The organism is Variovorax sp. P4_D9, assembly GCF_056401695.1.
Map to the genome: position 1 here is coordinate 1 of NZ_JBFUIU010000194.1, position 12942 is coordinate 12942.

Here is a 12942-nt window from a genome sequence, read left to right on the forward strand (position 1 = left end):
GTGCATCCCATCGACAGCATGGCCGAATCCGGTGTCATGCTTCGTTCGCTGACCCTCGCGCACGCTCGCGCGGCTATCCTCGGCGGCGCACTTCGGACCCTCGCGCTCCCCGATATTCCTGTCGCGGTGGGGCCGCCCAACCTGCGCGCGGTCTTCGACACGCCGCGCGGCCCGGTCACCCTGGAATCGCACGGCCTCTGACGGCCCTAGTCGAACACGACCACGCCGCGCGCATTGCGCCCCTGCGCCAGGTCGTCGAAGGCCTGTGGCGCCTCCTCGATGCGGTAGCGGCGCGTGATCAGCTCGTCGAGCTTGAGCTTGCCGGCCTGGTACAGCGCCACCAAGCGCGGAAAGTCGTAGCGCGGCCGGGCCGAGCCGTAGAAGCAGCCCTTGAGCGTCTTCTCTTCGAAGGCGAAGCTCGCGGTGCGCAGCGTGGTGGTGTTGTCCGGCGCCGCGAGGCCGACCGCCACCGCCGTGCCGCCGTTGCGCAGGCAGGCATAGGCCTGGGCCACGATCTCTCCGTGCCCCACGCACTCGAAGGCGTAGTCGGCGCCGCCGCCGGTCAGCTTGCGCAGCGCCTTCAGCAGGTTCTCGGACTTCGAGGCATCGACGACATGCGTGGCGCCGAAGACCTTCGCCATCTCGAGCTTGCTCGCGAGCATGTCGACGGCGACGATCATCGTCGCGCCCGCGTTCTGGCAGCCCTGGATCGTGCTGAGCCCGACCCCGCCGGCGCCGAACACCACGCAGACCGAACCCGGCTCCACCTTGGCCGTGTTGCAGGCGGCGCCCCAGCCCGTCATGACGCCGCAACCGATCAGGGCGCAGCGGTCGAGCGGCACGCCGGACACGATCTTGACGACGCTGTTCTCGTGCAGCGTCGCGTACTCGGCCATCACGCCGCAGCCGGCCATGACGCCGAGCGGTTGGCCGTTGGCGTCGGCGGTGCGCAGGTGGCCGCCGACCAGCTTGCCTGGCGTCGCCTTGCCGGCTTCGCACAGGTTCGCACGGCCGCTGGTGCAATAGCGGCACTTGCCGCAGCTGTTGACGAAGCTGCTGATCACGGGGTCGCCGACCTTGAGGTCGGTGACGCCCGCGCCGACCTGGGTGATCACGCCCGCGCCCTCGTGGCCGAGGATCACCGGCGGCGGCAGCGGAAGCGTGCCGTTGGTGACCGAGAGATCGCTGTGGCAGACGCCGCAGGCGGCGAGCTTGATCATGACTTCGCCGGCGCCCGGCGGATCGACGACGATGTCCTCGACGTGCACGGTGGGGCCGTCGCCTCGGAACACCACGGCCTTGGATCGCATTTGCATTTGGGGTTTCCTTTGCGAGTTGTGCGTCCGACGCTCAGGCGGAAAGACTCCTCGACCACGTGCGCATCGTCGGCGGATTGTCGACCACGGCCGGCCGAATGCAATGGGCGCGATGCTGCCTACGCTGGGGCTTCCTTGCCATGAGCAGCGACACCAGCGCGCGCAGCTCGGTCGGGGTGATGTACCACTCGTCGCTGCGCTGGATCTCGACGGGGACKAGCAGGCTTTCGAGGCAGCCGAAGGCGCGGTGCGCTTCCGTCAGTGCCCTGAGCCGCGGGCAACCGGCCGCTTCAGACTTCCGGGGCCGCGCCAAGGCTGCTTTTTCTGGCGCGATGCGACTTTAAGCATCCCGGGCGAGCGCGGTCGCCTGCTCTAGGGTGATGCCGTTGACGAGCGGGTCGGCATGCCGATGCGCAAGACGCCATCCGCTCCCTTCGCGGAGATAGACCTGGGTGACGCGAAGGGACCACTCCTGCGCCGGCAGACCGCCGACTTCGACGTACGCCCGTTCAATGGTCGCAAGAACCACCATCTCGGCCGTGGCATATGACTAGACGACTTCCTGCGCCATTGATCCGTTCTTGAAGAACCGCCCGATCTCCTCCCAACGTTCGCTCGTGATTTGCGGGCCGTGCGTCGGCGTTCCTCCGAAAGGGGACTAGTCGTCTGAGTGGGTGATCCGCTCGAGGTAGTGGCGATGTCCCTGCGCACGAAGGGCTGCATTGGCCTGCTCCGATTTCCGTATGAGTTCGGCGGTTTCGGCGGCGAGATCTGAACGTTGTGTGGCTGGCATACGGGTCGCTCCTGGGAGGGGTTCTGCGTTGCAAAGCCGCCATTTGCGGCTTCGCCGGGAGAGAAGATGCCCCGCATGTCCTCCTGAATCAGGTGATTCGATTTCAGGAATATGCTGAACGAGATTGATCTCTCGCGCGGTGACTTGAATCTGCTGGTGYTCTTCGAGGTGGTCCTTGAGATGCAACGTCGGCCGAGCCGCCGAGCGGCTGAACCTGTCGCCCTCGGCGATCAGTCATGGGCTCGGCAGGCTGCGCCGGTTGCTAAACGATCCGCTCTTTCTCAAGACACCGAAAGGCGTGGTGCCGACGACCCGCGCAATGGAATTGGCCGACCCGATCCGGGACGTCCTGGAACGCGTCAGAAGCGTGATCTCGACCGCCGAGGTGTTTGATCCCGCGACGTCCGGGCGCCGTTTCACGATCGGCGCACCGGATTGGGCTTCGGCCGTGTTCCTGCCGCCGCTTCTGGCCGTGCTGCCCGAGCGCACACCCGGCATTGACATCGGCGTGCGCCAATTGCTTCCCACGCAGGGGGAAACGTCGTCCGAGCGTGCATGGCGCGCCGCTATCGCCGAACTGGAGGCGCGCGCGATGGACATCGCCATGAGTTCGGGATGCCCATCGCCGGCGTCGTGACGAAGACCTCTGCCCATGAACATCTGTAGTGATGAGCCCGGCGCTGCCGGGCACATGGATCCAGCAAGACGGCGTGAGCCGATCGCATGGCTTGAGACCTTGAACAAGGCTCTGGCCACGCTGGTTGAAGTCCCGGCCGCTACTGCTGGTACTGGCTGAGGTCATTGTGCTGCTTGCGGGGRCGACAAGCCGATACGTCTTTCACGAGCCTCTCGTGTGGTCCGACGAACTGGCGTCGATCCTGTTCCTCTGTCTCGCGATGCTTGGATCGATCGTTGCCTGACTTGGTGGTGGAACCCCTGTTCGAGGAACGCATCGTGCCGCTCGCCAGTCCGGCTTTCATCCGGCAGCATGGCTTGAAGCGCGTCGAGCAGCTCTCCGCCGTGAAGTTGATTCAGAGCAACGTCAGCGTGGTGCAGTGGTTGGACTGGTTCGGACTGTTCAGCGACAAGCGGGCGCCGGACTGGTTCGCCGTACGATTCGATCGGGCCCAGATGTCGCTCGATGCGGCCACCCAAGGGCTCGGCGTCGCGCTTGAAAGCACGACGATTGCTGCAAGGCACATTGCCGAGCGCAAACTCAAGCCGGTGTTCGGCCTCGATCAAGCCGTCAAGGTCAAGGCGCACTTCGCCGTGTATCCACCACGGCACGCCAAGCGACCATCCGTAAAGGCCTTCCTCGAATGGATCCACGGCGAAGCCGCAAGAAGCTGAATTCACGGTGATCGAGTCGCGCAAGCTGGAGCTGCACCGCTCTCAACGTCGATGCGCGCCAATCTGAAAGAATGGATGCCTGTGCAAATCCAATTCCCAACCGGCAGATGACCGCCACCGCGTCACCATTGGTCGAGACTCTTACAGAGGTCAACATCGTCGACCTGATGGATTCGATTGGACTGTTGCGCCTCCGTGGTACGCCTTTGCGCCGCTTGTTTCGGCCTGCAGCCCGCCGCTTCGCCCGGACTGCGCACGAGTTCGACACCCGCGTCGGCGAGCATGGCCTTGCGCAAGGCAGCGCGTGGCTGATGAGCCGGATGACCGCTGGCATCGTCACTTCAGGCCTGGATTACGTTCCGCCGCAAGGCCCTGTGATCATTCTGGCAAACCACCCCGGAATGACGGACACGGTCGCACTCTTTACCAGTCTCGCGTGCCGTCCGGACCTTCGGGTGATTGCTTCGGATCGCCCGTTCCTTCGCGCCTTGCCCAACGTCGCTCGGCAACTGATCTTTCTTCCTGATGAAGAAGGCGGGCGGATGGCCGTCATACGAACTGCCGCCAGGCATTTGCAGGAAGGTGGAGCCCTGCTGACCTTCCCGGCGGGAGAGATCGAGCCCGACCCCGCCACCTTTGGTCCGCAGCGGGCAGCGGCGTCATTGCAGAACTGGTCCAGCAGCTTTACCTTGTTCGCCCGGCTGGCCCCACGGACGCGGTTCGTGCCCGCGCTGGTGAGCCATGTCATTTCGCCGGATGCCCAAAGGCATCCGCTCACGCTGCTGCGCCGCACGGCGCGCAACAAGGAGAAGCTCGCCGCAGCGTTGCAGGTCGCGCTACCACGCTACCGCGATCAGGTCGCCAGGGTCACATTCGGCAATTCACCGAACGCAGGACCGGACGGGGCGCAGGCGCTCGGCGCATTCATCGAAGCGCAGATGCRCCACCTCATCTTTGCGGAACGCGGACGCAGCGACGTTGCGAATTGAAACGGCTCGCACGGCGCGGCAACCGCAACGGATGCTGTGGGCATGGTTTCGCGCAGTCACAAGTCACGCCAAGTTGAATGGCAACTGCCGCATCGGCTTGCCGGTCAGGCGCGCAATGGCGTTGGCGAACGCAGGCGCCAGCGGAGGCAGGCCGGGTTCGCCCATGCCGGTGGGCGCCTCGGCACTGGGAACGATGTGGACTTCGAACTCAGGCATGTCGGTCATGCGCGCCACAGTGAAGTCGCCGAAGTTGCTCTGGGTGACCACGCCGTCCTTGAGCGTGATGGCCGACCCCGGCAGACACATCGACATGCCCATGACCGCCGCGCCCTGCACCTGTGCCTCGACGCTGCGCGGATTGACGGCCAGGTTGCAGTGCACACCCGAGGTCACGCGGTGCAACACCGGCTGGCCGTCCCGCACCGATGCCTCTACGACGTAGGCCACCACCGAGTCGAAGGATTCGTGCACTGCGACGCCCCAGGCACGGCCGGCGGGCAGCTGCCTTTTGCCGTAGCCGCTCTTGTCCGCCGCGAGCTGAAGCGCGGCGCGATGACGCGGGTGCTTGTCTCGGAAGAGCTGCATCCGATAGGCCACCGGGTCCTGATTCGTTGCGCGCGCGATCTCGTCGAGCAATGTCTCCATCACGAAGGCGGTGTGGGTCGAGCCCACGCTGCGCCACCACAGCACCGGCACGTTGACCTTGGGGTGTTGCACCGTCAGCCGCATGGGCAGCGGATACGGCTCGCGCATGCCCTCGGTGGCCGTGGCGTCGATACCGTTCTTCACCTGGAATTCCCCGAACACCGTGCCCGTGGTGATGGACTGGCCCACGATGACGTGGTCCCAGGCCAGGATCTTTCCACGCTCGTCGAAACCGATGCGCGCGCGGTGCAGGTGCATGGGGCGGTAGTAACCGCCCTTGATGTCGTCTTCGCGGCTCCACAGTAGGCGCACCGGCACGTTCAGGCCGGCACTACGCGCGGCCTTGGCGATCTCGCACGCTTCGACGACGTAGTCACTCGTGCCCACGAACCGCCGGCCGAAGCCACCGCCCGCCGTCTGCACATGCACGCTCACTTGTTCGGGCTTGAGGCCCAGCACGCGCGCGGCGGCAGCAGCGTCCAGCCCGGCGCACTGGGTGCCCACCCACAGCTCGGCATGCCCGTTGGACAGCTTGACGGTGCAGTTCAGCGGCTCCATGGGCGCGTGCGCCAGGTAGGGAAACAGGAATTCGGCTTCGAGCTGCCGGGGCGCCGTGGCCAGCGGTCCCATGTCGGCATCGAACTGGCGCGGGCCGGGTTGGCGGGCGAGCTCGCGGTACTGGGCGAGTTGGCGTTCGCTGTCCACCTTTTCAACGGCGGCCGTGTCCCACTGCAGCTTGAGGGCGTCGCGCCCCAGCTTGGCCGGCCAGTAGCCGTCTGCCACCACCGCCACGCCTTCGCCACCGCGATCCGCCGAGACGCGCAGCACCGCCTTCACGCCCTTGACGGCGCGCGCCGCGCTGTCATCCAGCGCGGTGAGACGGGCACCGAACACGGGCGGATGGGCGACCACGGCCGTCAGCTGCCCTGGCAGCCGGATGTCGATACCGAAGTCCTGGCGCCCGCTGCTCTTGGCGCGGGCGTCAATGCGCGTGGTCGGGCGGCCGATGATGCTGAAGTTCTTGGGATCCTTCAGCGTGACCTTGTCAGGCACCGGCATGGCCATGGCCGCCTCGGCCAGTTCGCCGTAGCTCAGCTTTCGGCCGTCCGCGCCCAGCACGGTGCCGGCCCGGGTCCGCAATGTGGCCACATCGACATTCCACCGCGCCGCTGCGGCAGACATCAGCATGGCCCGTGCACGGGCGCCCAATTCGCGGTACTGCGTGAAGCTGTTCTTGATCGAGTGCGAGCCGCCGGTGAGGTGAATGCCGAATAGCGGGTCGAGGTAGGCGGCATCGTTCGAGCCATTGCGGCTGCGCACCAGGCTCCAGTCCGCATCCAGCTCCTCGGCCAGGATCATTGGCAGGCCCGTCTGCACGCCCTGCCCGAACTCCAGCCGGTTGATGGTCACGGTGACCTCGCCGCTTGTCGCGATCTGCACGAAGGCGGATGGCTGTTGGTTTGGCTTCAGGGCGCCCGCCGCCTGTCCCCCATCGCTGGCCTGCGCCATGACGAGGGGCGGAAAGGCGCCGAGTGCGAGCCCGCTGGCGCCGGCCAACTTCAGAAAACTGCGGCGCGGCAGCGTGGCGGGTTGTTCTGCTTGGCCTGAGGCCGTCAGGCGCTGAAGAATTCGCGGCAAGTCACGGGAGTTGAGGTGGGTCAACATGGGTGAGTCCTTCAAGCGAGAGTCTTGGCGGCATCCGCAACGGCGGCGCGAATGCGCGCGTAAGTGCCGCAGCGGCAGATGTTGCCGGTCATGGCCGAGTCGATCTCGGCAGCGGTGGGTTGCTTGCCGCGCGGCATCGATTTGAGAAAGGCSGTGGCGYTCATGATCTGGCCGCTCTGGCAGTAGCCGCACTGGGCCACATCGTGCTTGACCCACGCGGCATGCACGGCGGTGCCCACGCGGTCCCTGCCGTCGGTGGTCGCTTCGATCGTGGTTATCTTCTTGCCCTCGGCCGCTGAGATCGGCGTGATGCACGAGCGGATGGCCTGGCCATCCAGATGCACCGTGCAGGCGCCGCACAACGCTGCGCCGCAACCGAACTTAGTGCCTGTCATGCCCAGCGTGTCGCGCAGGGCCCAGAGAATTGGGGTGCCGGGGTCGGCCCCCACCGTATGTTCAAGGCCGTTGACGTTGAGTGCGCTCATGGACTGGTCTCCGCAGGTTGGATGGATGGAAGATGAAGAGGCGGCCGGCTTCGTGACCGACTACCTGGCGCCGTCAAGCAGCCACTGTGCGAGTGCCTGCAAATCGGCCTCGGGAACCTGGGCTTGCGCAGGCATCGGCATCGGGCCCCATTTGCCAGAGCTTCCGGCCTTGATGCTTGCCGCAAGCTGCGCGGCAGTGCCTTTCCCGTCGCCATACCTCGCCCCGACGTCCTTCCAGGACGGGCCAACCACCTTGACCGCAGGTTGGTGGCATGCGACGCAGGCGTACTTCTGCGCCAGCGCCTGGCTGGCCGCTGCACGGGTCGGCCAGAAAGCGCTCAGACAGACAGCAAGGCCCAGGACCGGAGAGGCTGCAATCCAGCCCGGGACCCTGATGCCTTCGGCTTTGTCCATCAACCGGCTCATACAGCGTCGTCGTGGGCGAGGGACACAGACAGGTCGCGATGGAGGCCAGCCTGAGCCAGCAGCGCCTGGGCCTTCGACTCGAGGGTCTGCACGGCATCGGTGCCAGCAGCGAACCGGGTGGGTGGCTCGTCGAGTCCGGCCAGCCGCACGATGGCTTCGGCGAGCTTCACGGGGTCTCCGCCTTGCTTGCCACTCATGCTGCGCCAGGCGTCGACGGTCGCATTGCTGCGATCTGCGTAGTCGTCGATGCAGGGCTTGGCAAACGTGGTTGAATCAGCGGTGAGCAACTCCGTGCGGAAGAAACCGGGCTCCACCAGCATGGTGCGGATTCCGAACGGAGCCACTTCGGGCGCGAGCGACTCGCTCCACCCTTCGACGCCAAACTTCGCTGCGGCGTACGCCGTGCAGAACATTCCGCCTGCAATCCCGGCCGTCGAGGAAATGTTGACCAGCAGCCCGGACCGCTGCCTGCGCATCGTTRGCAGCACGGCGCGGGTGACGTTCATCGGGCCGAAGAGCAACGTTTCAACCTGGCTTCGGACCTGTTCGGGGCTCAGTTCCTCGAAGAAGCCKGCGTGGAAGATGCCTGCATTGTTGATCAGCACGTCGATGCGTCCGAAGCTCACGACAGCGGCCTCCACGGCCGCCTCGGCATCCTCCGGTCTGGTCACGTCGAGAGGGAGGGTCAACAAGTCGACCTGGTGGCCGATCGACGCAGCGACTTTCACGGGGTCACGTCCTGTCGCGACGACGGCGTGACCTGCATCCAGGGCTGCGCTTGCGAGAGAGACGCCGAGTCCGCGGCCTGCGCCTGTGATGAGCCAGATTTTCTTGTCAGCCATGGGTTGTTCTCAGTCTTTCGGTCGAGGGGAAGGGCAACTTTAGGATTGCACATCCAAAAGAAAAATAGCCTAATGCTGGATGCCTTTTGAAGATAATCTTCAAAATGAAGTTGAAGCAACTTGATGGACTGATCGCGTTCTGGAAGGTCGCGGAGCACAAGGGCTTCAGCGCCGCGGCGGCGGAACTGGAGGTCTCGCCCTCCGCGCTGAGCCAGGCGATCCGGCACCTCGAGGCCCGGCTAGGGGTTCGTCTGTTGAATCGCACGACGCGAAGCGTCAGCCTGACCGAGGCAGGAGAGGCATACATCGCGAGGGTGGGTCCCGCTTTGGGCCAGGTGGTTGAAGCCGGCGAGGAACTCAATGTCTTGCAGGGACGGCCGGCCGGGACGTTGCGTCTCAATGCGGCTCGGGTGTCCATCGCCATGGTGCTTCAGCAGATGCTCGCCGGCTTCCTTCGCGAATATCCTCACGTGCAGATCGAGTTGACCAACGACGAAGGTTTCATCGACATCGTGGAACGAGGATTCGACGCCGGCATCCGCATGGGCGAAAGCGTTCAGCAAGACATGGTGGCCGTTCCCCTCGGTGGCCCGGTCACCATGGCCGTCGTCGGCTCCCCGGCGTACCTCAAGCGCGTTCCTGCTCCGCGGCACCCGAACGATCTCGCACGACACAACTGCGTGCGATATCGTGGATCCGGCACGGGCGCCGTCTACAAATGGGAATTCGAAGTCGACGGGCGCCCGGTCGAATACGAAGTGCAGGGCAGCTTGACCATCAGCGACACGCTGTTCAGCGTGGACGCGGCACTCGAAGGCGTTGGATTGGCCTACACCTTTGAGCAACTGGCCGAACCTCACATCCGGGCCAAGCGGCTCAAGCGCGTATTGACCGAGTTCTCGCCGACGTTCCCGGGGTTTTACCTGTACTACCCAAGCAGGCACGACCAACCGACGAAGCTGAAGGTCCTGGTCGAATACGTCGCCCGCGCCAAGACCGTGCGTTCGGCGACCGGCATACCCATTGCTGTTCCGCCCGATAGCAATTCCGGCGGTGATCTTTCGGCAGGCGTTGCAAAGACAAGTTCCTCCACGTAACTCGGCGAATCTGCGCGAAGAGCCTTTGCGCAAGTGCGGCGTGTTCAGCCCTCTTCGCCGGTCGACAGCCGCTTGTCGATTTTCACCACAGGAACAATGTCGGGTAGAGGCTTGCCGACGAGGCTCCGTATGACCTCCACATAGCCTCCAGCGACATGGGCTCGCTCCAAGGCGCCCTTGTCCCTCAGTAGCAGGTGCATGCGGCGGAGGTTGTATGAAGGCACAGTGGGTGCCAGATGATGCTCGACGTGGTAGTTGACGAAGTTGGGCGCGAACAGCAGGCGCTCCCACCACCCTGCATGCACCGTGCGGGTGTTGGACCAGATGTCCTGACTCATGGTGCCGGGCAGCGCGCCATGCTCGGCGGCGTTGCGGATGCGGCTGACCAGCATGTAGGCGGTCAGCCAGGTTGCTGGCCACAGCAGGTAAGCCATCGGGTGACCGCCAGCCCACAGCAGGGCGAGCGCCAATCCATGCACCAGCAGGATGCGGCGGGCATTGCGCAGCACATGGCGCACTTGGCGCTTTGCGGGGGCGTCGTCACCCGCTTCCGCGGGTTCGGCGCTCTGCTTCTTGTAGGCATAGCCGAAACGCAACTTTTCTGGCTCCGCATGGGCATACAGCACAGCCAGCGTGGCCGCCGCCTTCAAGCCAGTGAGGCCGATCAGGTCGCGCAAGAGCTTGCGCGCCAACGAGGCCCGGCTCACAGGATAGCCACGGTAGTTGGGCAGGTCCGGATCGTCCGCCGTGCCGGTCTTGACATGGTGGGTCATGTGATAGCTGCGATAGATCGACAGGTCGGCAAAAAGCGGCGCGGCGCACAGCCACTGCCCGATCCAGTCGTTCAACGGGCGTGAGGGCGTGAAGGAGCGATGCGCGCACTCGTGCATCAGGATGCCCAGTCCCAACTGGCGGCCAGCCAACGCCAGCATGGCCAGCGCCACGGTGACAACGCCCGGCCAGGCGATGACCACGGCAAAGCTGGCCACGATCAGGCTCCAGTTGACCAGCAGCATCCAGGCGGCCTTCCAGTTGGACTTGCGCTGCAAGCTCAGTAGCTCTTGGCGGTTCAGCAGTTTGCGTACGTCATTCATGGGAACATCCAATGTCGATCTCGATGCCCTGATTGAAGCAAAGCAAGCGCAAAATCTGTTGTCATGAAGCGCCAAATACGTGATATGAAAGAAGGCGCGTCCGCCGGCCCGGTGCGCGCAGCCATCGTGCTTCCAGACCGGCCGTGGGCAGGCTCGGTGCTGTTGGTGCGCGACCTGCTTCAGGCCGCCGGCACCTTGGTGACGCGCAATGACGACATTGTCGCCAGCGCGCTGTTCGACGTGCGCCTGGTAGCGCGCAGCAGAGCGCCGGTCATCAGCTTTGGCGGGCTGCCACTGGCGTCGGACCTGACGCTGAAGCGAAGCGGCGATTTCAGAGTGGTGGTCGTTCCCGCTCAGTTTGCGCCAGCGGCCGAGACGACCGAAGACGATGCAGAGTACGGCCAATGGCTGCGCCAGCAGCACGCACGTGGCGCATTGCTGATGAGCTTCGGCGGCGCGCTTCTGCTGGCCAAATCAGGTTTGCTGGATGGGCGGGAGGCCACCGGTCTGCTTAGCGAGCGAGCGATCATCTGGCACCGCTTTCCTGAGATCCGCTACCAGCCCTCGCGCAGGATCGTGGCAGCACCCGACATCATCACGGTGTGCGGCATCGGTCCCACGGTGGACGCCTGTGCCCACCTGATCGAGCGATTCTTCGGTATGCAGCGCGCACGTCGATTTCTGCGTCATACCAGCACCGAGGCGCTGCCTGCCGACAACAAGCTCGCTCTGTGGAGCGCCCCGCACAAGGCTCACGGTGACGCACAGGTGCTGGCGGTACAGGAAATGCTCGAGCGCGAAATGGATCCGGTGCCGAGCCTGGCCGCGCTGGCGCAGCACGTCGGCTTGAGCGAACGCAGCCTGTCGCGCCGCTTTGCCGACGCCGTCGGATTCAATGTGCGCCAGTACGTGGCGCACCTGCGGCTCGAATATGCCGACCATCTGCTCACCTCGACCCGTCTGCCGCTGGCGCATGTGGCGCGCGAGTGCGGCTATGCTAGCGCCAGCGCCCTGAGTCGGGCCTTTACCATGGCGCGAGGCAAGGCTCCCCGTCGCCACCGACTCGATCATGCGGCCTGGCATCAGCGACGCTGAACCGGCGCCTCGCCGCGTCGTCAGGTGCAACGCGGAGCGAGACCGACTGCCGAATGCGGCCGGCTTGCCATTTTGTCAGTCTGCCGAAGTCGCGATCGGGAGTGTGAAACTGAATATGGCGCCACCCCCGTCGCGATGCGAAGCCCAGAGCTTGCCTCCGTGGGCTTCGATCAGCTTGCGGCAGATCGCCAGCCCGACGCCCAGGCCATCGGACTTGGTCGAGTAGAACGACTCGAAAATCCGCTCCAAGTCGCCTTCGGCGATACCGGGGCCGCGATCCGAGACTTCGACCAGGACTTCTTCGCGATCCTCGACGCGAAGGGCGACGGTGATCTTCCGCGCACCACCTGGCGGCGCGCCCTCCATGGCCTGCATTGCATTTCGCAACAGATTCAGGATGACCTGCTGCAAATGGATCTCATCGACCACCACCACCGGCAACGGGTCCTTCGGTGCCAGCTCGATCTGGATGTCGCGAAGCTCGCAGTCCATCTTCACCATGCCCACGCACTCGGCCACCGCCCGCTCGATGTCGATCAGCTTCGGCTCCAGTTCATGCCGCTGAACCATGCCTCGCATGCGTGTCACCACGTCGCCCGCCCGCGTTGCCTGTCCGATGACCTTGTCGAGCAGGTCGACCAGACGGGACATGTCGGGCACGGCCTCAGCGGCCCGCCGACGCGCGGCCAGCGCGTAGTTTTCGATCGCTCCGAGTGGTTGGGTGATCTCATGCGCCAGCGCCACGGACATCTCTCCTGCCGTGTGGACGCGCACGAGGTGAGCCAGCCGCTCCCTCCAATGCGCGGCCTCGACCTCGGCCGCGAGCTTGCGGCGCTCCGCGGCCTCGCGTGCGTGCACATTGGCGAACACTTCGGCAAGCAGGCTGACACCGGGCGTCAGCGCGTCGGGCCATTCGTGTTCCCGCTCGATGCTCGCCAGGGTGAGTGCCCCGGCGTTGCTGCCCTCCACCGTGATGGGCACCGCAAGCAGGGAACGCACGCCGATCTGACGCAGCGTGGCCGCGTCGGCCTGCCCCGCTGGCGGAAGGTCCGCGAGGTGACTGATTCGTACCACGCTGCCGCCTTCGAGAAAGGCATAGATCCAAGGCAAATCGGCGGTCTTGCCCTCTGCAGCCGGCCCTGCGA

At 65.2% G+C, this 12942-nt stretch carries 13 protein-coding genes and 4 pseudogenes; 8 read left to right on the forward strand and 9 right to left on the reverse strand.

The features are described 5' to 3' along the window. A pseudogene (locus tag AC1DY5_RS21060) lies at positions 1-201 on the forward strand (VOC family protein); the annotation flags it as partial. A 5-nt stretch (positions 202-206) separates the two neighbouring features. Here the strand turns inward: AC1DY5_RS21060 and AC1DY5_RS21065 are convergent. The 3 genes from AC1DY5_RS21065 to AC1DY5_RS21075 are packed head-to-tail and all read right to left on the reverse strand — an operon-like array spanning position 207 to position 1848. Then, entirely contained in the window at positions 207-1316 is a 1110-nt protein-coding gene (locus tag AC1DY5_RS21065; protein ID WP_478114446.1) for a Zn-dependent alcohol dehydrogenase, read from the reverse strand. A gap of 34 nt (positions 1317-1350) precedes the next feature. After that, positions 1351-1629 carry a hypothetical protein gene (locus tag AC1DY5_RS21070; RefSeq protein WP_478114448.1) on the reverse strand — a complete coding sequence of 93 codons (279 nt, stop codon included), beginning with the start codon at positions 1627-1629 and terminating at the stop codon, positions 1351-1353. 27 nt (positions 1630-1656) lie between these two features. Beyond that, complete coding sequence (locus AC1DY5_RS21075) at positions 1657-1848, reverse strand: hypothetical protein (RefSeq protein WP_478114450.1); 192 nt, start codon at positions 1846-1848, stop codon at positions 1657-1659. A 436-nt stretch (positions 1849-2284) separates the two neighbouring features. Here AC1DY5_RS21075 and AC1DY5_RS21080 point away from each other — a divergent pair. The 5 genes and pseudogenes from AC1DY5_RS21080 to AC1DY5_RS21100 all read left to right on the forward strand — a co-directional run. Further along, a pseudogene (locus AC1DY5_RS21080) lies at positions 2285-2413 on the forward strand (helix-turn-helix domain-containing protein); the annotation flags it as partial. Between the two features lie 15 nt (positions 2414-2428). Then, positions 2429-2746: a hypothetical protein gene (locus AC1DY5_RS21085; RefSeq protein WP_478114468.1), complete on the forward strand. Its 318-nt coding sequence runs from the start codon at positions 2429-2431 to the stop codon at positions 2744-2746. A gap of 54 nt (positions 2747-2800) precedes the next feature. Beyond that, positions 2801-3026: pseudogene (locus AC1DY5_RS21090) on the forward strand (TRAP transporter small permease); the annotation flags it as partial. Next, positions 3025-3459, forward strand: a pseudogene (locus AC1DY5_RS21095) (LysR substrate-binding domain-containing protein); the annotation flags it as partial. The pseudogenes AC1DY5_RS21090 and AC1DY5_RS21095, both read left to right, overlap by 2 nt. 107 nt (positions 3460-3566) lie before the next feature. Then, complete coding sequence (locus AC1DY5_RS21100; RefSeq protein WP_478114452.1) at positions 3567-4448, forward strand: 1-acyl-sn-glycerol-3-phosphate acyltransferase; 882 nt, start codon at positions 3567-3569, stop codon at positions 4446-4448. A 63-nt stretch (positions 4449-4511) separates the two neighbouring features. Here the strand turns inward: AC1DY5_RS21100 and AC1DY5_RS21105 are convergent, their stop codons facing one another. From AC1DY5_RS21105 to AC1DY5_RS21120, 4 genes are read right to left on the reverse strand one after another with little or no spacing between them, the layout of a single operon-like run. Beyond that, positions 4512-6758 (reverse strand): xanthine dehydrogenase family protein molybdopterin-binding subunit, encoded by a 2247-nt coding sequence (locus AC1DY5_RS21105; protein WP_478114454.1) that lies wholly within the window; start codon positions 6756-6758, stop codon positions 4512-4514. 11 nt (positions 6759-6769) lie between these two features. Beyond that, entirely contained in the window at positions 6770-7243 is a 474-nt protein-coding gene (locus AC1DY5_RS21110; RefSeq protein WP_478114456.1) for a (2Fe-2S)-binding protein, read from the reverse strand. Positions 7244-7303: 60 nt separating this feature from the next. Beyond that, the gene (locus AC1DY5_RS21115; protein WP_478114458.1) at positions 7304-7657 is read right to left on the reverse strand and encodes a c-type cytochrome; all 354 of its coding nucleotides are present in this window, start codon (positions 7655-7657) and stop codon (positions 7304-7306) included. An 8-nt stretch (positions 7658-7665) separates the two neighbouring features. Beyond that, positions 7666-8511: an SDR family oxidoreductase gene (locus tag AC1DY5_RS21120; RefSeq protein ID WP_478114459.1), complete on the reverse strand. Its 846-nt coding sequence runs from the start codon at positions 8509-8511 to the stop codon at positions 7666-7668. Positions 8512-8615: 104 nt separating this feature from the next. Between AC1DY5_RS21120 and AC1DY5_RS21125 the strand changes: the two genes are divergently transcribed. Then, complete coding sequence (locus AC1DY5_RS21125) at positions 8616-9608, forward strand: LysR family transcriptional regulator (RefSeq protein WP_478114460.1); 993 nt, start codon at positions 8616-8618, stop codon at positions 9606-9608. A 44-nt stretch (positions 9609-9652) separates the two neighbouring features. Here the strand turns inward: AC1DY5_RS21125 and AC1DY5_RS21130 are convergent, their stop codons facing one another. Then, positions 9653-10702: a fatty acid desaturase gene (locus AC1DY5_RS21130; protein ID WP_478114462.1), complete on the reverse strand. Its 1050-nt coding sequence runs from the start codon at positions 10700-10702 to the stop codon at positions 9653-9655. Between the two features lie 111 nt (positions 10703-10813). Here AC1DY5_RS21130 and AC1DY5_RS21135 point away from each other — a divergent pair, with 111 nt between their 5' ends. Next, positions 10814-11797 (forward strand): GlxA family transcriptional regulator, encoded by a 984-nt coding sequence (locus tag AC1DY5_RS21135; RefSeq protein WP_478114464.1) that lies wholly within the window; start codon positions 10814-10816, stop codon positions 11795-11797. Positions 11798-11872: 75 nt separating this feature from the next. On the opposite strand, the gene AC1DY5_RS21140 is transcribed toward AC1DY5_RS21135, so the two are convergent. Continuing rightward, positions 11873-12942 (reverse strand): sensor histidine kinase (locus AC1DY5_RS21140; protein ID WP_478114466.1); only part of this gene is annotated, 1070 nt, incomplete at its 5' end.

What these genes read in the sequence shown, in the direction of transcription:
- AC1DY5_RS21130 (WP_478114462.1), bottom strand. Translation starts at nt 10,702, where the DNA reads ATGAATGACGTACGCAAACTGCTGAACCGCCAAGAGCTACTGAGCTTG.
- AC1DY5_RS21115 (WP_478114458.1), bottom strand. Translation starts at nt 7,657, where the DNA reads ATGGACAAAGCCGAAGGCATCAGGGTCCCGGGCTGGATTGCAGCCTCT.
- AC1DY5_RS21065 (WP_478114446.1), bottom strand. Translation starts at nt 1,316, where the DNA reads ATGCAAATGCGATCCAAGGCCGTGGTGTTCCGAGGCGACGGCCCCACC.
- AC1DY5_RS21075 (WP_478114450.1), bottom strand. Translation starts at nt 1,848, where the DNA reads ATGGTGGTTCTTGCGACCATTGAACGGGCGTACGTCGAAGTCGGCGGT.
- AC1DY5_RS21105 (WP_478114454.1), bottom strand. Translation starts at nt 6,758, where the DNA reads ATGTTGACCCACCTCAACTCCCGTGACTTGCCGCGAATTCTTCAGCGC.
- AC1DY5_RS21085 (WP_478114468.1), top strand. Translation starts at nt 2,429, where the DNA reads ATGGAATTGGCCGACCCGATCCGGGACGTCCTGGAACGCGTCAGAAGC.
- AC1DY5_RS21125 (WP_478114460.1), top strand. Translation starts at nt 8,616, where the DNA reads ATGAAGTTGAAGCAACTTGATGGACTGATCGCGTTCTGGAAGGTCGCG.